Origin of the sequence: Synechococcus sp. CC9902, assembly GCF_000012505.1 — a bacterium.
Lineage (GTDB): Bacteria > Cyanobacteriota > Cyanobacteriia > PCC-6307 > Cyanobiaceae > Parasynechococcus.
In genome coordinates this window covers 205,090-224,401 of sequence record NC_007513.1, presented here as the reverse complement: position 1 = coordinate 224,401, position 19,312 = coordinate 205,090, and the positions used below count along the sequence as shown (strand labels likewise).

Sequence of the window (19,312 nt, the reverse complement as noted above, 5' to 3'; positions counted from 1 at the left end):
CGCATGACGTGCATGACAATGGGCCGATCATCGTGGATCTCGGTCTTGTCTGCTCTGACCCGTTGCCTGCAAGAGGAAGCCTCAGCAATCTCCACCGCAGCAGAACGACTCAGTAGTGAGCAGGTTGAGGCCGCGATCCAGCTGCTGGAACGTTGCGCTGATCGAAAAGCCAAGCTGGTGATTACTGGGGTAGGCAAGAGCGGCATCGTGGCCCGAAAAATCGCCGCCACGTTTTCATCCATTGGCTTGATGGCGTTGTACCTCAACCCTCTTGATGCTTTGCATGGAGATCTGGGTGTTGTGGCACCAGAAGATGTCTGTTTGATGCTCTCCAACAGTGGAGAAACCACTGAATTGCTCGAAGTGCTGCCCCATCTCAAACGACGGGGAACCGGCCGCATCGCCATCGTTGGCCGAGCCGAGTCATCCCTTGGTCGTGGCAGCGATGTGGTGCTGGAGGCCAGCATCGACCGCGAGGTGTGTCCGCTCAATCTGGCTCCTACCGCCAGCACAGCTGTTGCCATGGCCATTGGCGACGCGCTGGCGGCGGTGTGGATGGAGCGTCGAGGCATCTCGCCCGCCGATTTCGCCCTGAATCACCCAGCCGGCTCCTTGGGAAAGCAACTCACGATGACCGCTGCAGACCTGATGGTTCCCGTGAGCAAGTTGCACCCCCTTCAACCGGACACATCCCTTCCGGACGTGATCGGAGGATTAACCCGAGATGGGATTGGCAGCGGCTGGGTCGAAGACCCCACATCTCCAGGCTCTCTCATGGGAATCCTCACGGATGGAGACCTGCGACGAGCCCTTCAAGACCACAACGCCAACACCTGGAGCAGCCTGACGGCCGCCGATCTGATGACAGCCGACCCCATCACAGTCCGTGCCGATGTGTTGGTGGTGAAAGCCTTAGAGCAGATGGAAAACAACCGACGCAAAGCGATTTCAGTGCTCCCAGTTGTTGGAGACAACAAACAGCTCATCGGTCTGTTGCGTCTCCATGATCTCGTTCAAGCAGGCCTGGCATGAGGGGATGGCGCTGGTGGCGAATCGGAAAGCGGCTGAGACAGATCAAGTTGCTCGTGCTCGATGTCGACGGCGTGCTCACGGATGGAGGACTTTGGTTTGATGCAAGCGGGCAGCTAACCAAACGCTTCGATGTGCGGGATGGTCTCGGCATTCGCTTGCTGCAACAGGCAGGAGTCGAAATCGCCTTTCTCAGCGGAGGGCAAGGGGGCGCGACTGAGGTGAGGGCCCACCAACTGGGAATCCAACACTGTCTTGTGGGCATCAAAGACAAGCCTGAGGCGCTGCTCCAGCTCCAACAACAACTCGGGATCGACAGTTCGGAAACGGCCTTCGTCGGTGACGACCTCAATGACTTAGCCGTGCGCCCAGTTGTTGGACTCCTAATCGCTCCAGCCGATGCATGCGCGCCGGTGCGGTTGGGAGCCCATGCTGTTTTGCGAAAACGAGGAGGCCACGGCGCCATCCGGGAACTCGCAGAAACGATCCTTCAAGACCGTGGACGTTGGCAAAACCTGAAGCGGGATGGGTGGCGCGATCGAAATGATTAATCGATGTTGACCATGACTGAGGTGACAACACCGATCTAGTTCATGTTTGGCCGCTGATTTTGGGTCGCGCCAATTCATTCAAACCATTGACCTTGCTTGTTCCAGCTGTTCAGCGGTGTCGACCGACAAGGAGGTTCCCTGCACTTCAAAGGTGGCCATGGTGAGGCCAGCTTCAATCAAACGAAGTTGTTCGAGGCGTTCCAAATCTTCGAGGGGTGACGCCGGAAGTCGATTCCAACCCGCCAACACATCTCCACGGAAGCCATACATCCCTACATGTCCCCAGTAGGTGGTGTGGCGATGCCATTGCGAGGGATCCACATCACGCACGTGGGGAATCGCGGACCGCGAGAAATACAACGCGCGCCCATCGTGAGCCAACAACGTTTTCACCACATTGGGGTTGTGAACTGTCTCTGGCTTCAAGCCATATACCGGAGTGACAACTGCTGGGACGGGGTCAAGTCGGCGGAACTCAGCCGCCATCGCGTCAATCACCTGGGGATCAATAAACGGCTGGTCCCCCTGAACATTGATCACAGCGGTTTGCTCTGCCGCAGGAGTTGCATCCCCCCAGGCGAGGGCCATCAGCGCGTCGGCTACTGAAGCGATCCTGTCGCTTCCAGAGCTGCAGGATTCAGCAGTCATCAAGACGGGAAATCCCCAAACCGCGGCCCGCTGCTGAAGCTCCTGGCTATCGGTACAAAGCACTACGGCATTTACCGACGTGGATTCACGACAACGCTCGAGAACCCGCTGAATCATCGGTTTTCCACCGATATCGGCCAGCACTTTGTTGGGCAGCCGCGACGACTGCAAACGAGCTGGAACAGCAACGACACATTTCTGAATTGCCATTAATCCCAGAGCTTGATGGCTTCATCGCGGGCAGCAAACCATTGAGCGGCCAGCGGGCCTCCCATCGTGCGTTGTTCGCGAAACCAAGGGCCACCGAGGGTCCAATGCAGCATTGGCGCCGGCTCCTCCTGTGCTGGAGGGCGCTGCACATCCACCAAGTGGTTCCATCCCCCCTCAATGGCTCCGATCTCGTGATCACCCTCCAACCAATGGAAACGATGCAGCTCCAACCCCGAAGCCGTATTGACGTAATCCACAGTGAGGTTTTTACAGCGGCTGCAGTTCAGCAACATCAGAGAACTCCAATTCTTCTTCGGATAAGCGCTCTGCACTTCGCCGAGGAACTTCACCGTTTCTCCAGGAACATGCTCATGCTGTACGCACATGGCGCCATAACGATCATCACGCTGATCCCACAACGCCTTGATGTCGGCTTGGCAGAGCATGTCGCAATCCATGAACAGAGCCCAGCCCTGATACTCCATCAAATAGGGCACTAAGAAACGCGTGAAAGAAAACGCGGTGCTCTGCTTGGGATCCCGTTCACGCTGGAATAACCCCTGGTTTTCCAACTGCGGCGTCACCAAGGGTGTAATCGCCAGCGGCACACTGCTGTGCTGGTACAAACTGTCGATCAAAACGTTGGTGGCAGCACGCTCACGCGGGTCGTAGCCGATGAAAATCGGAATCGGCAGCTGGGCGGTCGACACGGGCCGTTGGTTGCTGGGGGGAGATTAAGCCGCTGGCCTGGTCGCGCCAAGGAATCCATGACTGTCAATAAGACGACGATTCATGGCCTCCAAAGAGCGAACTTGATTCAGAGCCAAGGGATTAGCCATCACTGTCGGGGAGTGGCTCAATCGGCGCTAGGCGTGGATCCAAAATTTTCGGCCCCATTCCCACGAATTTGACCGCAATCGAGATTTTTTCACCACTACCGAAGGTGTGAGTGATCTCTCCAACACCAAAGCTGGAATGGGTGACCTTGTCCCCCACAGACCAACTACGGCCAGGGGCTGGTCCTGCCTGACGACGACGCACAGCGTTTGCAGGAGCCGATGAGGGTTGGCCGCGATCGACCCGGGTGAGTCGATCCAAGCGGCGCTCGCGCCTTAGAGCCGCACCGCCCGTTTGCGGAAGATCACCCTGCACCAACGCCTCGGGCAACTCAGAGAGGAAAACGGACGGAACGGCCGCCTCACGCATGCCACCCCAAAGACGACGCTCGCTGGCGTGGGAGAGGAAAAGACGCTCCTTGGCACGGGTGATTCCGACATAACAAAGCCGCCGCTCCTCTTCCAGGGATGCAGGGTCATCCAAGGAGCGATAACTCGGGAAGAGGCCCTGCTCTAACCCCACAAGGCAGACCACAGGAAACTCCAAACCTTTGCTGCTGTGCAAGGTCATCAAGGTGACACGATCCGCTGCAGTGTCTTTGTTATCGGCATCGCTCGACAGCGCAGCAGAAGCCAAAAATCCCTCCAAATTGCCATCGTCGTTTTCCTCCTGGTACTGCAAAGCAGCATTCACCAGTTCTTGAAGATTGCGACGGCGTTCCTCGGCTTCGTCAGTTCCCTCGGTGATTAACTCGCTGACATAACCACTTTTTTCCATCACCTGCTGGAGCAGCTCCGATGGCGCAGCCGTTTGCACCTGAGTTTTCAGATCATTCACGAGCTCGCAAAATTGCAGCAATCCTTTGGCCGAGCGTCCACCCAGTGAACGCACTGCTTCCGCATCACTCACCACATCCCAAAGGGGAATGCCGAGCTGATTAGCCGCATCGGTGAGGCGCTGAATGGTGGTTTTACCAATCCCACGCTTGGGCACATTGATCACCCGAAGCAAGCTGACCGTGTCGGCAGGATTCACCAAAAGGCGCAGGTACGCCAACAAATCCTTGATCTCGCGGCGGTCGTAAAAGCGAAGTCCACCCACAACGATGTAGGGAATGCCCCAGCGCACCAACGATTCCTCCATGGCCCGCGACTGGGCATTGGTGCGGTAGAGCACCGCCATGTCACCCCAGCTCAGATCGGGATTCGCAGCTTCCATCATGCGGAGCCGATGCACCACCGCCTCCGCCTCGGCAATTTCGTCGTCGCAGCGTGTGAGCGTGATCAACTCCCCCTCACCGCGGGTGGGGCGGAGCACCTTGTCGATCCGCTCACTGTTGTTGGAAATCAGAGCATTCGCCGCAGCCAGAATCGTGGCCGTGGAGCGGTAGTTCTCCTCGAGCTTCACCATCGTGCGCGTGGCATCATCCGGCGCTTGATCACCGAAATCGTCCTGAAAGCCCATCAGGATCGTGAAGTCGGCGGCACGAAAGCTATAGATGCTCTGATCGGCATCGCCCACAACAAAAACCGAACGACCAGACCAGTCGTCGTAGGCCTGCGGCTCCTTGCCATCCGTCACCAGCAACTTGATCAAGTCGTACTGGGTGCGATTGGTGTCTTGATATTCATCCACCAGCACATGACAAAAACGTCGATGCCAGTACCGACGAACCTGTTCGTTTTGCTGGAGCAACTGAACCGGTAGCAGCAACAGGTCGTCAAAGTCGAGGGCATTGTTTGCCGCCAAGGCTTTGCGGTAACGGCGATACACATCCGCCGTGAGCTTGCCGCGCTGACCTTCCGCATTCGCTTCGAGCTGGTCTGGCAACCAACCCTGATTTTTGGCATTGCTGATCGCCCAGCGCACCTTCTTGGGCTCGAAGCGCTTCGGATCCATCTGCAATTCCTGGGTAACGATCTCCTTCACCAGGCTTTGGGCGTCGGCTTCGTCGTAGATCGAAAACTGCTTGGTCCAGGTGAGTCCGTCTGGATCCCGGAATTTGTCGATATCGAAGCGCAGCATCCGGGCGAACAAGGCATGGAATGTTCCGATCCAAAGCTCCTTCGTGATCTCCCGATAAATCCGAGATCGCAGCTGCCGCTGTTGCACCGGCGGCAGTGTGCTCCAAGGCTGACCAAATTGACTCTGGGCCAGGCGTTGGGCCAACAACAGCTCCAGCCGCTCCTTCATTTCCCGAGCCGCCTTATTCGTAAAGGTGACGGCCAAGATTTGGCCTGGATCGGCTCCGTGCTCTCCAATGAGGTGGGCGATGCGATGGGTGAGAGCACGCGTCTTCCCACTCCCTGCACCAGCCACCACCAGCAAAGGCCCCTGGTGGTGATCCACCGCCCGGCGTTGGGCGTCGTTGAGGCCGGCCAAAAAGCTCATGATCAGAACGTTAGAGCGAAGAAACAAGAGGCGATACGCACCAGAGGGCTGTGCGTAGGGCTTCGCTGCAAACACCAAGCCAAAATGTCAGGGGAAAATACACAACAGAGGAGGAAATAGCCTGACACATGCAGTCACCAAAACGCACCCAATAGGGTGGCTGCAATGCTTTTAATTCAACGTAGTAACGCCGCAGACGAAAGATCGAAATCAAGGAGAAGGGAAACATTTACACCTTTTTGTTAAAACGCAAAACTCAAAATTATGAGCCCAAAAACGTTGCATTGTCAAGAAAAACTGCCTCTTAGTGTTGACGACTTTAGACGCGTCACCAAAGCCATGAATAATCACTTCGATTGCTTAGGATAATTTTGTACCTGAACAAGTCAGCTGCTCGACTTTAGGAATTCAGCCCATACGCAATCATTAATCAATCTCTAAACAAGGGATCACTTCAACACTCAATAAAGTTAAATTTTGAATAATAATTAGTTCAACCGCGTAAGCTCACCTAACTCATCACTGGGAACACAATCGTGGCGCGCCAGGTTCAACTCGGAAACATCACGTTCGCGAACGACCGACCCTTTGTCCTGCTGGGCGGCGTGAATGTTCTGGAAGACTTGGACTTCGCACTGCACTGCGCAAGCCATTACAAAACCGTCTGTGAACGCCTTGGCATTCCCTTGGTGTTTAAAGCCTCCTACGACAAAGCCAACCGATCCTCCATCCATTCTTTTCGTGGCCCTGGCCTCGAACAAGGGCTAAGCATCCTTGAAGCCGTCAAAAACACCCACGGCATCCCAGTGATCACCGATGTCCATACCCCCGAGGGGGCTGTGGCTGCAGCGGCGGTTGCCGACATCATTCAACTGCCAGCGTTCCTGGCCCGCCAAACGGATTTGGTCACCGCGATGGCCAACACCGGGGCTGTCATCAACATCAAGAAACCCCAGTTCCTAAGCCCGGAACAGATGGCCAACATCGTTGAAAAGTTCAAAGAGTGCGGCAATGAGCAGTTGTTGTTATGCGAACGCGGCAGCAATTTTGGCTACGACAACCTCGTGGTCGACATGCTCGGTTTTGGGGTCATGAAGCAAACCTGCCAAGACATCCCACTGATTTTCGACGTGACTCACGCTCTGCAATGTCGCGATCCCGGATGTGCCGCATCGGGTGGTCGTCGATCCCAAGTTGTCGATCTGGCCCGCTCTGGGATGGCCATCGGACTGGCAGGCCTGTTCTTAGAAGCGCACCCCAACCCAGCACAAGCTCGTTGCGACGGTCCCAGCGCCCTGCCCCTAAACCTGCTCGAACCATTCCTCACCCAGGTCAAAGCCATCGACGATCTCGTGAAGGGCATGCCAATGCTCCAGATCAAGTGATGAGAATCCCTCCCACAAAACGCCTTGACTTCTGATCCCACTTTCTTACTGGGCGTGGGTGCCCAGAAAGCAGGAACTTCCTGGCTTCATGATCAGCTCAACCGCCGCAAAGACGCGGACTTTGGCTTTTGCAAGGAATATCACGTCTTCGATGCGCTAACCCTGGACGCCTTCGCCCGCTACCGCCCCCAAAAACCTCCTCTCTGGCGCTGGCGTACGTGGCGTCGCGAGCGCTTCTTTCAAGATCCAACTCGGTATTTCGACTACTTCACCGGGCTACTGAATCGACCTGGGTACCGACTCAGCGGTGACATCACACCCTCCTATTCCTGCCTAAGCGCCAACACACTTCGATGGATTCGCAATGCCTTCAGGGAACGCTCCGTTCGCACTTGCCCAGTTTTCATCCTGCGTGACCCGATTGAGCGCCTGCTCTCCCAACAACGGATGCAGCTCCGCAAGAAAAAGCAGCTCAACCCGGCCGATGAACTGCGGGCATTTCACAAACTTGCCGAGAAATTGGAGCGGACTCCGAGCTTACGGAGCGACTACGTCAGGACCCTGCGATCCCTCAACGAAAGCTTCGCCAAAGAGGACATCTGCCTAATGCTGTTCGAGCAACTCTTTGATGCATCTAGCCACCAACATCTCTACGAACAGCTAACACTTCCCTATCAGCCGATGGACATCGCCAAAAAGGTGAATGCCAGCAGCTCGACTACTCCTGTGCCCGAAGAGATCCTGGCGCGAATCGGAAAAACTCAGGCAACTACCTACAGAACATTGCTCAGAGAGCAGCCTCAGCTGAATCTCGATCGACATTGGCCCACCGCTACACAATGGTGCACTTAATGTCCTCTCAAATAGTCGTGCGGCGGATGGGTTTAGCCCTAACACTCAGTGGAGTGTTAACCATCCTCGCTGCAATCGCCTGGATCTGGATCGACGAGAACCGAGCATCTTTTCCGATCCCAACGACAGATGCTGGCCGTGATCTAGCACTCACTTATAACATCATTTCCCATGCAATCTTCATCAGCATTCTAATCATCGCCGTGGGCTGGATGAGCTGGAGAATCCGCAAAGCCAACCATGTCGAAGCTGAACATACCGATCGAATCAGTCATCCCACAAGCCATTCAAAGACAATCACTCAACGACTTTGGAATGCCATCCAAAAATATCCATTTAGCACAGGACTCTTCACCCTTTACTCCAGCTATGTGGTCCACAAGAGCAGCTGGTTTTACAAAGAAATTATTAGCTGGTACGACGATCTTGTCGGCGGCTTTCTGCTCGACAACTTCTCCCTGCGCTGGACATTCCTAATCGAGACAATGTCGAGGAATGACTACCGATTCTTTCCGCTTGCGCATCAAGATATTCATATCCTCAGCTGGTTTACCCCTTACGTCAAAATCTGGGCACTCGTTAACTGCATCGAATTAGCAGCCACTGTAGTGCTGCTTACAAAGATCATTGAACTGCTAACTCGTCGCAAACAGATACCATCACTACTAGCAGTTACAGGAATTCTATTCTTATTTACACCTGCCAGCGCTTATAACTACTTCCAGTTCATTTACAGCGAACGGATTCTTGTCCTGCTGTTTGCAATTTTTACCTACAACTACTTGCGCTATCAGCAAACGCAACGGGTTCAGAATCACTATGCCGCCATTATCGCCAGCTTGATCGGCGCTTTCACAAAAGACACGGCGATTCTGTTGTTCTTGATTCCAGCTCTCGGGGTGATGGGCCATGGGCTAATCCAAGAGCAGCGCAGAACAGGGCTTCATTCACTCCGCGAGATAGGGATCTTTTGTCGCAACAGATTTCAACTTGAAATCCATTTAATTGGGGTCAGCATCTTTTTCCTTCTTAGCTTCGTCTATCTCAGCGTTCTTCCAAGCCATTACGTGGGTGAACAGCGGTATGACTCAGAGCTGAGATTCGCCGCCCTCCAACTCGACCCACGCTTGCTGTTCTTACTGGGGTATTCCTGTCTGCGCGCATTACAGATCGCCCGAAGACGGTGGTCATTCAGCTTGCTCGATGCCATAAACCTGGCGGCATGGAGCTACATCGGAGTTCTGTTTTACCTCGTTGGATTTAAAGCGAGCAACTACATGGCCCTACCCGTGCAGTTCATCGCGATCGTGAATTTGATGGTGTTTTGCACAGAAACCCTGGCACCTCGACTCCCCCGGAAAGCAACAACGCAACGAGTTGCCGCCGGCCTCAGCATCGGGTGCAGTATCGCGCTAGTGGCAATCGAAGATGGCCTTCCTAATACATTCGTCCATCGGGTTAAAGACATCACTTCAGCCCACGATTCATGGGCAGCCAGCCTGGCCGCCGTAGACGACGTAACCGAAACAGCACGTCTTCATGGAGAAGAAATCAATCTGATTTTCACCAAAGGCTGGTTTCGGAACAATAACCATCTCAGACGGCTTAAATACGACCGACTGATTTACCTCAATGAAGACACAAAGGAAATCAGAATCCAAGACGGCATTGGCAAGGGAAACTCTTACAATCCAAAAAAAGGAGACTTTTTCCTTAATATCGACACGGGACGCCGACTAAAGAAATTTGATATTGATCTTTCGGACTACGACTTAATTTTCGACTTAAATCCGAATATCGATAATGGCAAGATTTACCGCCACAGGGGACGTCAATCCCTGGGTGGCAAACCGGAATAAACCAAGCTCCGGTTCAGACGAGATAAAGCCGGAATGCAGAGCGCCAGGTGAGTTAATCCCGAAGCAGCCTGCATCCAGCTGCCGTCGTACTGAATGCGTTGACGCTGGTTCGGATCAAAACGCATGCGATTACCGGACAGCACATGGCTCGTGGAGTGATCTCCGGGCTGGAGCATCGTCTCCACAAAAGGCAGCTCAAGCCAAGCGCAGACGCGACGCAGAGCAACATCAGGCTGTAAGGCCAGCTCCTCATACCCCAGACGCAAGACTCTGTTGCCAAGGGCCTTGAACTGATAGGAATCGCGGGCACTCAGCCTCCACCAGCGGAGGAGTGGGCGCAGCTCTGGAAGCCAACGCCCGTGCTGACGCTCTTTGCGCGATCGGGAATGGACCCAACTGCGGACATCACGGGTGAGATGAATCACTCGAATCTCAAGATCGTTCTCTGTCCAGAACGGCAAAAGGCGGTCGTCTTGGAAGGAATCGACCACCCAACGGGGTTGATCCGCGCTCGGCAACGTCGCCAGGAGGTGCTTCAACTTCGCCTTGAGTGGCAAGTCGTCGTGGGTTGGCAGCCAATCCAAAAGAGGCCCCCAAACAGGACAGTCCGCTGCCAACTTTCCGCAGGTGCAGGAACGTTCGTACCGCAGATCTCCCCTGAGCTGGGCAGGACCTCGCTGGGCTTCATCCGGTCGAGGACGTTCAAGGATCCGGACCGCTTCCCCCAGGCCCATGATCGAGGGATGAGCTCCAAGCGCGAGATCCAGAATCGTGGTGCCGCTATGTCCGAGCCCACGGATCAACAACAGCTTCGGGCGAGTCGTCATCGGTCGGACGTCTGAAAACGGGATCTTGGCGAGATGCCGCGTAAAAACTGCGCCACATCCCGTAGATGGTGATCGATCGTGAACCGCTCTTGAATCCGGCGCCGGCCAGCCTGCCCCCAACGCTGCGCCAACCCAGGATCTTCGACGAGGCGCAGCAGCCCTGCCGCCATCCCCACCACATCCGCTTCAGCAACAAGCCAACCGCTCTCTCCGTGCCGCACCACCTCAGGAATCCCCGCATGCCGGGTAGCTACCACGGGCAAACCGCTGAGCTGAGCCTCCATCACCGCCACCGGGTTGCCCTCACTATCTCCATCGGGAGCCACAACTGAGTGCTGCACAAACCCCCGCACCTCCCGCATCAGTTCAGCAACCTTCTGCTGGGGCTGGGCACCCCAAAATCTGACGACGGACTCGAGGCCCAGCTCCCTGACCAACGCTTCGGCCTGCTGCTGTAGGGGTCCTTCCCCAACCATCCATAACGCCAAATCAGTTCTGGGATGCTGCCCCACCAACTGTGCAAAGGCCCGAATCGTGTACAGAGGGCCTTTTTTATCAACAAACCTCCCCACAGCCAGGAAGACGGGAGGCGCCGACCCTGGAGCACTGGAGTGAAACAACTGGGCATTAGCACCCGACGCACTGATCAAGATCCGCTCAGACTCCATCCCCAAATCCAGCAGGGTCTGCCGCATCGGCTGAGATTTCACGATCGCTCCAGAAGCAATCCGCATCAAGCGGCGGTAGCGCATCTTCTGGGCACCGAACTTGGTCCAGGCCGAAAGATCCGAACCTCGAAAATGCACCACCAAAGGGATCTGGCATTCCGCTGCAGCCTCCATCACTCGCAATGCATGGAAGCCGAACTCCACCAATACAAGATCCGGCTGATGTCGTCGCAGTAGCAGTTTGGTCACCACGGCGGCCGGCCAGCCAGCCAGCCGCAGCCAACCCAGACGGGTCAGGACTTTGCTCATCAGCACAGCAACGCCATAGACAAGACGCCATGGCTGACCCAGCGGTCGCTCATCACCGAAGTAGGCCGTTGTCGCGAAGGGAAGACCGGCAAGATTGGCGCGCACAAAGGTCTCGGAAGCCGCCCGACGCGTTGGAGCCAAGACCAGCACACGCTGCAGGGTCATGTTCCGCCCAAGACCTCATCCCAGACCGGTGCCAACTGCGACCAATCACGCGACAACACCTGGTCCCGTGCCGTTCCACCAAGCCTCTGACGTTGGGATGGATCAGCCGCCAGATACTCGAGCGCTTGGGCGAGAGCGCCGACATCCTCACTGGGTACAACCCATCCACTTCGACCATGGTCGATCTCCTCCAGCGGACCGGGGGAGGCATCGCTGACCACCACTGCGAGGCCCTGCGCCATGGCTTCAAGCAAGGCATTGGGCATTCCCTCAAAACGAGACGGCAACACGAACACCGCTGCTTCTGCCAACAAGTGCGGCACATCGGAGCGGTGTCCAAGGAAGCGAACGCGATCCCCGAGCTGCAGGCGCGCCACCTGGGCCATGAGTGCCTCTCGCTCCGGGCCTTCGCCCACAAGCGTGAGCGGCCAATCTCGCGCTACTCCACCGGCCATGGCGAGGGCATCGATCAACACATCCAATCCCTTTTGATGCACAAGGCGCGCCACAGCAATAAAGCCCTGACGTGGCATCTCAGCATGGGCCATCTCGACCCCGGAGCGCTGGGGTAAAGGATTAGGCAGCAACACCGGATCGCGAAGCCCATCAAGAGCAGCCAGGCTCTCCAGCACTCCAAGAGTGTTAGCCGTAAGTACATCAGCCCGGCGATACAGCAAGCGCCGCAGCAGCGGCCAGGGGAACGGCAAGGTTTGACGACGCAAATCATTGCGTTCGGAGACCACCAGATGACAGGGCTGATCCCAAAGCGCGCTGCAACTGATGATGTTGGTGCGACTAAGCATCGAAAGCACCCGTTGAGGCCGATCGGCAGCGCAGCGGCGACGCAACAATTCGGCCTGAGGCCCTCCAATCGCCTCCACACACCAACGCCAAACCGGCCATGGCGCGAAGGCGACGAGGGGCCAACCCAGGCTGAAGATCGCTTTCACCGCCAGCCGATGCAGTCTTCGCTGGGGGGTAAAAAACAGCGCCCATCGCGACGCGACCTCCGGGCCAAGATCGGTGTGGACCAAACCAACGGGGAATTCATGCACAACCGGCTGGTTTGGCAACAACGTCACCAACCGCACCCTCCAGCCCATGGCCAGATACCGCTCAGCCGCGAGCAGGGCCACTTTTTGAGCCCCTCCTGCCCCTAGATGCGGGAGCACCACCCAAAGATCGTCGCTCATCTCCGCAGGGTCTCCATCGCATCGACGAACGACCTCGCCAGCTGACCTGGCTCATAACGCTCTCGAACGGCTCGTGCCGCACTACCAAAGCGTTGGCATTGGAACGGCGTCTGTAGAAGCCCATCAATCGCCTCCACCCAAATCTGCTGCGATGCCTGCTCCGGAATTAATCGACCATTCAGGCCATCCTTGATCAGTTCCGCCGGCCCCTGAGGGCAATCCGCTGCGATGCAACAGCATCCACTCGCCATGGCCTCCAGCAGCACATTCGGGAACCCCTCGTAGCGAGACGACAAAACGAACACTTGAGCCCGTTCGTACCACTGCTGCAAATTCCCAACCTGGCCAGGGAAGTGGAGGCGACTACGAAACAAGGGGTCTAACGACAATTGCTGCCGCAAATCCTGCTGCTGATCCCGGCCGTGATAGCTACCAGCAGCCAACCCAACGATCACCAACTGCAGCCGTGGATGCCGTGGGGCCAATTCCCGGAACCAATCCACCAGGCGATCAAAGCCCTTTTGCCGCGCTTTCGTCCCAACCGCCAGCAGTACCGGATCGTCGGCACGTACGCCCGCTTTCTTCAACCACTCCTGTGGATCCAGGCGGGGCTCTCCATCCGGCAACGGCCAGATCACTGGATTGGGCAGCAACAACTGGGGCTCGGCCGCAAGATGGCGGCGCAACCAGCGACCTACCGCTTCGGTCTGCACCAAATGAAGATCAGCCCAGGGATAAGTGAGACGCCGGAGCACACGCCAGGGCAGACCGAGGGGCTTCAACGGTGGGTAGTTGCGCTCAGAAACCACACAGGGCATCCCGAGTCCTCTGCGCGCCAACAGCATCTTGATCGCAGGAATGGTGGTCATCCCAATCACCAGGCATACCTGCTGATGCTTCATCCAAGCGCGTAAACGCAGCAGACGAAACGGAAGAGCCAGCGGTCCCAAACAACGCATCCAGGCTGGGTCTACCGGCTCAACATGACGGGAGACCCCAGTAGGCACGGAGTAGAAATCCCAACTGATGGGTTTGCGGGTGAGCAACAACGGTTCCCACCCGGCAGCGTGCAACCAACTAGCCAAACGCAGGGTCACCCGTTCAGCTCCACCCAACTTGAGGCTGTCGATGTAGAGCACCACACGTCCACGGCTGAGTTCAGGCCTCACGACCATGGTGAGTACGGAGGCGATCCGGACCAGAACGAAGCAAAAAGTGCCTTGGACTTCGCCAAAGCGCGGAGCTGACGCTGCGGATCGTCCAGGTCGCGTTCGCTCTTGATCACCAGCACCAGCAATCTCTCCAAAGCATCGCAACCGCTGGCATCAAGACCCGTCCTCAGGGTGGGAACCATCGAATGTGCCGCATCGAGCATCAAGGAGGAAAAACCCCGATGATCTTCTTGAGCAGCCTGGTGATCGAAGCAGGGCTGATGAATGTGCCGGTGCTGCACCGCCATCGCATCGGCAACTGCATCGAGCAAAGCGGAATCTTTGGACTCAACCGCCTCCAATGCCGCAATACTGAGCACCCGCAAACTGTTGCGCGTCAAGCGGTATGAGGTGTTCGGATCGATAGCCGCTGGATCAAGACGCTGCATCAACGCCAGCCCGGCACGACCAACGGCTTTAAGAGCAGTCGCGTCACCGAGGGCCAACTGGAGACGCAGCAGGGTTGCATAACAAGACACCAGCATTTTGAGTCGATTGCGGCGGTTGTCCCGAAGGCACACCACCGTGTCTGGATCCGCTTCCAACCGCTCCGCCAAGGCCACCACACCCACCAAGGCCTGACGCATCAAGACTGCATCCTCGAGATCAGCACTGCGATGAGCAAAAACAATCCAGCAATACCCAGTGAAATGCTCGGGAAGATGCTTACTGGTGGCAAACACCGCAAACATCTGCAAGGCCTCGTAGCGATCTTGGGGACGAGAGCCTCGGCGGAACAACAAACGCTTAATCGCATCCACGCGACCATGCACCCTCCAGAGCTGCTCCAGAACAGCGAGTGCTTGGGGATAGTCACCGTTCTGCACCAGCAGAAACGCCAGGCGACTCTGAAGATCGGGTGCAAGCCAACCGCGGCTCTGCAAAAAACAAAACAACCGAGTGAAACTCCTGCCACATCCAGCGCTCACCAGTTGATCGGCCATCAAGCCAACCCACTTCAGCAGTGGTGACACCAGCCAAGTTTTGCCGCGATTCCAACGCGAACGATGCAAACGAAAACGTTGAGGATTGCCCTGTTCAGCCTCAGCCAACACGCCGACGCGACGCAGCACAGTCAGCATGGATTTAGTACGAGTGGCGTAGGTATGGGCCTGTGCCCGCGCCAGACGCTCATTCAAAGCCGGCCCCTGCCCCTGAAGTGCACGATCAATCGCAGACGCAAAGGCGACAGGATCCGGTTCGCAGAGCCACGCCACATCCGAATGGATTTTCAACGCTGGGATCGCCGTTCCCACCACAGGCAGCCCTGCGGCCAGATATTCGAAGAACTTCATCGGGAACATGTGACGCGTGTACCCGTTTTGCTGGAGAGGCAGCAACGCAAGATCGGAATGGGCCGCCCAAGCCGGTAGATCCTGATAAGGCTGAGAACCGACGACAAACACATTGGGGCACGCCCTCAAGGCAGCCAATTCCGTGCTCGGGTCGGCTTCACCCACGGGGCCAACGAACACAAACGACCAATTGGGGTTGGTTCTTGCCAATGAGACCGTCATGGGCAAATCGAGCTTGTAGGCATCGATCGCCCCTGTAAACAACAACCTCGGTCGAGATATGAGAGTTAATGGCTTGGGACACGCAAGCGAGGGCTGATGCAAAGCACGATTGAAGTGCTGAAAATCAGCAACATTGCCGTGAAAATAGGTGTGATGGTTCCAACGGCAGTGGTTGGCCTGCAAATCCGGTGAGGTGGTGAAGACCACCTGCGCGGCGCGACACAGGCGTTCTTCCCAAGCATCGATCCTTTCCGTTGGCATCCCCGGCTGTTCTTGGATGCGATCAACGCAGTGATAAACACTGATTGGGTGACTGTGCAGATCCAAATACAGCGCCGTCAGAGGGTTGTAGGTCCACAAAATCCAGTGTTTGAAATCCAGCCACCAGGCCATCTGCTCTAAACCACGCTGAATCAGGCGTCGATTCAGGGCTAGAGGCCAACCGGACTGCCCACCAGGCAAAGCCGGCGGAGACCATACCCAAACCCGTGGAGCCACTTGACGTGGCAAACGGACCATCCGGCACAAGCGACGCAGAATCCGACGGGCATCACGTCCGCCTGCCCGAGGCGCACGCAAACCGAGGGACTCCACATAGAGGACGCGATGACCCAGCTCTGCCAGCGCCAAAGCAGTGTGCTGCTTATTGGTCCAGAGGGGATGGTCCCAATCGGCAGTCGACAAAAGAATGATGTCTGCCACAGCGGGGATTAATGACTTTCCCCAAGCAAATTCATCTCACGGAAGGATGATGAGCCAGCGTAGAGCTCATCGAAGTTTCCAGAGGCAATAACTTGGCCGTCACTAATTTCATAAATGCGATCGCATTTTCTAACGGTGCTTAAACGGTGTGCGATCACAACTGTCGTGCAACGACGACCAACAAGATCAAGTCCTTGCATTAGATCGTATTCAGTTTTGTTATCGAGGGCACTGGTTGCTTCATCCAGGACTAGAACCTTGGCGCCGCGATAAAAGGATCTTGCAAGGGACAAGCGCTGGCGCTGGCCTCCAGAAAGCTTGATTCCATTTTCACCAATCATGGTGTAAAGGCCATAATTCATCTGGGCAACAACTTCGTCAAATTGAGCAATTGCCAGTGCAGCCCAAACATCATCATCGTTGATTTGAGAAGGGTTTACACCAAATGCAACGTTATCGCGGATACTGCCATCAAGTAATCGGATATCTTGTGGAACTAATGCGCAATTCGCTTGCCAAGCTGGCAAATCAAGACTGTTGACTGGGATCCCATCCAATACAAGCTCTCCGGATGTTGGCTGCAATAGTCCCAAGAGAAGATGGGCCAAGCTTGTTTTGCCACTTCCAGTACGACCAACCAGTGCAATTCTTGATCCGACGGGAATCGATAAATTGACTCCATTAACAACTTTTTTATCACTGCCTTGATACGAAAAACTTACATCTTTAAGTTGAATTAAACGCCTCGGCATTACACCATCGGTTGTTGGCACACCAGGGGACGTCAACACCATCCGCTCTGACTGAAGCTCAAGCAACTCCAAAGCATCTTTGATCTCTGGAAGCCCCCCTCTAAGACGATTTAAACTCCTGAAAGTATTTTGCAAAGGCCCTGATACCTTCAGCAGAGTGAACATGATTGCGAATAAAGATGGGATCGCATTTCTAACATCCGAAGCATCTCCGCCAAGAACTGCTGGCGCCAAACCGATCATGAATAGGATGGTAATTCCTGCAGGCTCAATGACAAATCTCGGGACATCTGGCAGCAACCGAGTTAAACGATCGTATCGCTTAGCAATAACACCATCACTGGAAAAACGAGATATAAAATATTGATCTACAGAATAAAGCTGAACATCACGAATTGATCGCAATGACTCCATCAGCAATAAATTGATTCGGCGACCATAGCGAACACGCTGCTTTGTCGCTAAACGCAAGTATGGAGTAATCAGAAGCGAAGCCGATGCATAGGCCAACAACATCAGGCTGAAGATAAAAAAGGCGCTCCAACCAAGAACAAAAACAACACCTATCATCAACGAAGACACTGACAAAGCATTGCCAGAAATTGCAATCAACGGACTAACAACTTTTGTCGAAACACTATTTAGAATTCTATTAAATTGCTCAGACAAATTGGCTGTTTTATTTTGCACAAAAAACTCATACCTCTGCCTCAAAACGTTCATATAAACCTGATTAACCAGATCATTCCATATTTCCGCACTCAACATACTTTGCATATAAGCGACTGCAAAACGAAGTCCTGATGTCAGCCAAAATGATGCGATTAAGAGAGCCAAAAGCCATCCCGCCTGATCTAGTAATCCACCTCCAAAAACCAAAACACCTGGTAATCGATCGTCGAGCTTTGCGCCAGAAAATAAACCAACAAAACGTGCCAAAAAGGCAATCAGGAGAATATCTAAAATGCCCTGAAAAAACGAAGCCAGAAGAACAAGTCCAAGCAGACGCTTCCGACGTCTTGGAAGCTTTCCAAGAAGAGCGGAAAGTTCAGTCCAAGTCTGACTTTTTAATGAAAATTGCTGCACCCGGCGATTCATTTGCACCAGATTTGAACAGCACCCTGACCATAAGGTCTTAAGCCCCCTTTCGCTTTGATGACGCAGGCCAGACAGGCAACCGATTGACCACTGTTGCTACTCTTCCCAACCAATCACGAAGACGTAAGCGCCAGCCAGGAATAGTTTTGAGATAAGGATGGCCGTCCATTTGCAATGCATTCAAAGCATCCAGATTGGTCAGTGAAGTCTTCCAACGTGATATCAGAATTTTTTCAGAACAATCATCCAACAGCCGATCAATCGCAAATGGATCTGCAGACCATTGTTGAGGCGCATTCACCGCAGAAATAATGCGTTGTTGGTCAAAGACAAGGCTTGAGCAACCGATTTGATGTGTAGTGAATCCCGGATTTGCGTAATCTGAAAGAGCATGATTAAAACTCGAGAACACCACACAGCCACTGGCTAAGGCTTCAAGCGGCGGCAGACCAAAACCCTCCGACACGCCACGGCTTCTCCAATACTCAGCCGAATCGTAGATATAAACAGTTGATTGATTAAAAAGATCAACTAAATCCTCTACCCATCCAGTCTGAACTTCAACAATCAAACCTGAACTGCGTAACGCTGGAACCAACTGATTCAGCACATATGGGCTGCACTTCCGTGCTTGCACCAAAACGTCTATGGGGCGCAGCTCAGTACTCCCACGAGCTCCACGCTTCAACCAAGCCTCATCCAGGGCATTAGGAAGCAAATGGAGCGAATTTCGAGGGGCCCGTGCTCCCCAATAACCCAGCGTGTTTCTGCTGACTGCCAAAACCGGAACATTTGGCGGAAGAGAGAATCCATACCCACTGCTGTGGGCGTGATAAGCGACACGATGTCCTCTCAGTCGTCGAATTAAACCCGGGACATCGAAGCCCCAACTCACAATCCAAAGAACACCTGGATCCGGCTTCTCAGCTTTTAGACAGTCGTCTAAAAAGGGAGAATCCAACTGGCGCTGCCGATACGTGACAACTTCAGTTGCACAGAGGCCGGATACAAGACGAGCTGTTTGCAACTCAACGCTGAGTCCGCCACATCGGAACCTATTGCTGGTGCCAGGAACCAGAAAGCGAATCAGCGTTGTGACCACAGATCA

At 54.9% G+C, this 19,312-nt stretch carries 15 protein-coding genes; 5 read left to right on the top strand and 10 right to left on the bottom strand.

What is annotated here, in order from left to right; genetic code table 11:
- Window positions 1–3: 3 nt before the first annotated feature.
- Together SYNCC9902_RS01000 and SYNCC9902_RS00995 are read left to right on the top strand one after the other, a co-directional pair.
- Window positions 4–1,032 carry a KpsF/GutQ family sugar-phosphate isomerase gene (locus SYNCC9902_RS01000; protein ID WP_011359049.1) on the top strand — a complete coding sequence of 343 codons (1,029 nt, stop codon included), beginning with the start codon at window positions 4–6 and terminating at the stop codon, window positions 1,030–1,032.
- A complete protein-coding gene (locus SYNCC9902_RS00995) occupies window positions 1,029–1,580 on the top strand; it encodes a KdsC family phosphatase (protein ID WP_011359048.1) in 552 nt (183 codons plus the stop codon). Before SYNCC9902_RS01000 ends, SYNCC9902_RS00995 begins: the two co-directional genes overlap by 4 nt.
- Window positions 1,581–1,658: 78 nt before the next feature.
- Here SYNCC9902_RS00995 and kdsB read toward each other — a convergent pair whose 3' ends face one another.
- From kdsB to SYNCC9902_RS00980, 3 genes are all read right to left on the bottom strand, one after another.
- Entirely contained in the window at window positions 1,659–2,438 is a 780-nt protein-coding gene (gene kdsB / locus SYNCC9902_RS00990) for a 3-deoxy-manno-octulosonate cytidylyltransferase (protein WP_011359047.1), read from the bottom strand.
- Complete coding sequence (locus tag SYNCC9902_RS00985; RefSeq protein ID WP_011359046.1) at window positions 2,438–3,148, bottom strand: glycosyltransferase; 711 nt, start codon at window positions 3,146–3,148, stop codon at window positions 2,438–2,440. Before SYNCC9902_RS00985 ends, kdsB begins: the two co-directional genes overlap by 1 nt.
- 121 nt (window positions 3,149–3,269) lie before the next feature.
- Window positions 3,270–5,666, bottom strand: a complete 2,397-nt coding sequence (locus SYNCC9902_RS00980) for a UvrD-helicase domain-containing protein (protein ID WP_011359045.1) — start codon at window positions 5,664–5,666, stop codon at window positions 3,270–3,272.
- A 533-nt stretch (window positions 5,667–6,199) separates the two neighbouring features.
- On the opposite strand from SYNCC9902_RS00980, the gene kdsA reads away from it, so the two are divergent.
- From kdsA to SYNCC9902_RS00965, 3 genes are read left to right on the top strand one after another with little or no spacing between them, the layout of a single operon-like run.
- Complete coding sequence (gene kdsA, locus SYNCC9902_RS00975) at window positions 6,200–7,051, top strand: 3-deoxy-8-phosphooctulonate synthase (protein ID WP_041424723.1); 852 nt, start codon at window positions 6,200–6,202, stop codon at window positions 7,049–7,051.
- A 24-nt stretch (window positions 7,052–7,075) separates the two neighbouring features.
- On the top strand, window positions 7,076–7,903 hold the full coding sequence (locus SYNCC9902_RS00970; protein WP_011359043.1) for a sulfotransferase family protein: 828 nt from the start codon (window positions 7,076–7,078) through the stop codon (window positions 7,901–7,903).
- A gap of 26 nt (window positions 7,904–7,929) precedes the next feature.
- Entirely contained in the window at window positions 7,930–9,762 is a 1,833-nt protein-coding gene (locus SYNCC9902_RS00965) for a hypothetical protein (RefSeq protein ID WP_156771030.1), read from the top strand.
- Here SYNCC9902_RS00965 and SYNCC9902_RS00960 read toward each other — a convergent pair.
- From SYNCC9902_RS00960 to SYNCC9902_RS00930, 7 genes are read right to left on the bottom strand one after another with little or no spacing between them, the layout of a single operon-like run.
- On the bottom strand, window positions 9,735–10,589 hold the full coding sequence (locus SYNCC9902_RS00960) for a sulfotransferase family protein (RefSeq protein WP_011359041.1): 855 nt from the start codon (window positions 10,587–10,589) through the stop codon (window positions 9,735–9,737). The genes SYNCC9902_RS00965 and SYNCC9902_RS00960 overlap by 28 nt on opposite strands.
- Entirely contained in the window at window positions 10,586–11,731 is a 1,146-nt protein-coding gene (locus SYNCC9902_RS00955; protein ID WP_011359040.1) for a glycosyltransferase, read from the bottom strand. The genes SYNCC9902_RS00960 and SYNCC9902_RS00955 overlap by 4 nt, the downstream gene beginning before the upstream one ends.
- Window positions 11,728–12,924, bottom strand: a complete 1,197-nt coding sequence (locus SYNCC9902_RS00950) for a glycosyltransferase (RefSeq protein WP_011359039.1) — start codon at window positions 12,922–12,924, stop codon at window positions 11,728–11,730. The genes SYNCC9902_RS00955 and SYNCC9902_RS00950 overlap by 4 nt, the downstream gene beginning before the upstream one ends.
- Complete coding sequence (locus tag SYNCC9902_RS00945) at window positions 12,921–14,099, bottom strand: glycosyltransferase (protein WP_011359038.1); 1,179 nt, start codon at window positions 14,097–14,099, stop codon at window positions 12,921–12,923. The genes SYNCC9902_RS00950 and SYNCC9902_RS00945 overlap by 4 nt, the downstream gene beginning before the upstream one ends.
- Window positions 14,090–16,354, bottom strand: coding sequence for a glycosyltransferase (locus SYNCC9902_RS00940; protein ID WP_011359037.1), 2,265 nt, complete (start codon window positions 16,352–16,354; stop codon window positions 14,090–14,092). The genes SYNCC9902_RS00945 and SYNCC9902_RS00940 overlap by 10 nt, the downstream gene beginning before the upstream one ends.
- A gap of 8 nt (window positions 16,355–16,362) precedes the next feature.
- Window positions 16,363–18,204 carry an ABC transporter ATP-binding protein gene (locus tag SYNCC9902_RS00935; RefSeq protein ID WP_011359036.1) on the bottom strand — a complete coding sequence of 614 codons (1,842 nt, stop codon included), beginning with the start codon at window positions 18,202–18,204 and terminating at the stop codon, window positions 16,363–16,365.
- Between the two features lie 37 nt (window positions 18,205–18,241).
- Window positions 18,242–19,306, bottom strand: a complete 1,065-nt coding sequence (locus SYNCC9902_RS00930; protein ID WP_011359035.1) for a glycosyltransferase — start codon at window positions 19,304–19,306, stop codon at window positions 18,242–18,244.
- Window positions 19,307–19,312 lie beyond the last annotated feature (6 nt).

Coding starts and splice junctions, on each gene's coding strand:
- SYNCC9902_RS01000 (WP_011359049.1), top strand. CDS start 4: ATGACGTGCATGACAATGGGCCGATCATCGTGGATCTCGGTCTTGTCT.
- SYNCC9902_RS00995 (WP_011359048.1), top strand. CDS start 1,029: ATGAGGGGATGGCGCTGGTGGCGAATCGGAAAGCGGCTGAGACAGATC.
- kdsB (WP_011359047.1), bottom strand. CDS start 2,438: ATGGCAATTCAGAAATGTGTCGTTGCTGTTCCAGCTCGTTTGCAGTCG.
- SYNCC9902_RS00980 (WP_011359045.1), bottom strand. CDS start 5,666: ATGAGCTTTTTGGCCGGCCTCAACGACGCCCAACGCCGGGCGGTGGAT.
- SYNCC9902_RS00965 (WP_156771030.1), top strand. CDS start 7,930: ATGGGTTTAGCCCTAACACTCAGTGGAGTGTTAACCATCCTCGCTGCA.
- SYNCC9902_RS00960 (WP_011359041.1), bottom strand. CDS start 10,589: ATGACGACTCGCCCGAAGCTGTTGTTGATCCGTGGGCTCGGACATAGC.
- SYNCC9902_RS00955 (WP_011359040.1), bottom strand. CDS start 11,731: ATGACCCTGCAGCGTGTGCTGGTCTTGGCTCCAACGCGTCGGGCGGCT.
- SYNCC9902_RS00950 (WP_011359039.1), bottom strand. CDS start 12,924: ATGAGCGACGATCTTTGGGTGGTGCTCCCGCATCTAGGGGCAGGAGGG.
- SYNCC9902_RS00945 (WP_011359038.1), bottom strand. CDS start 14,099: ATGGTCGTGAGGCCTGAACTCAGCCGTGGACGTGTGGTGCTCTACATC.
- SYNCC9902_RS00935 (WP_011359036.1), bottom strand. CDS start 18,204: ATGAATCGCCGGGTGCAGCAATTTTCATTAAAAAGTCAGACTTGGACT.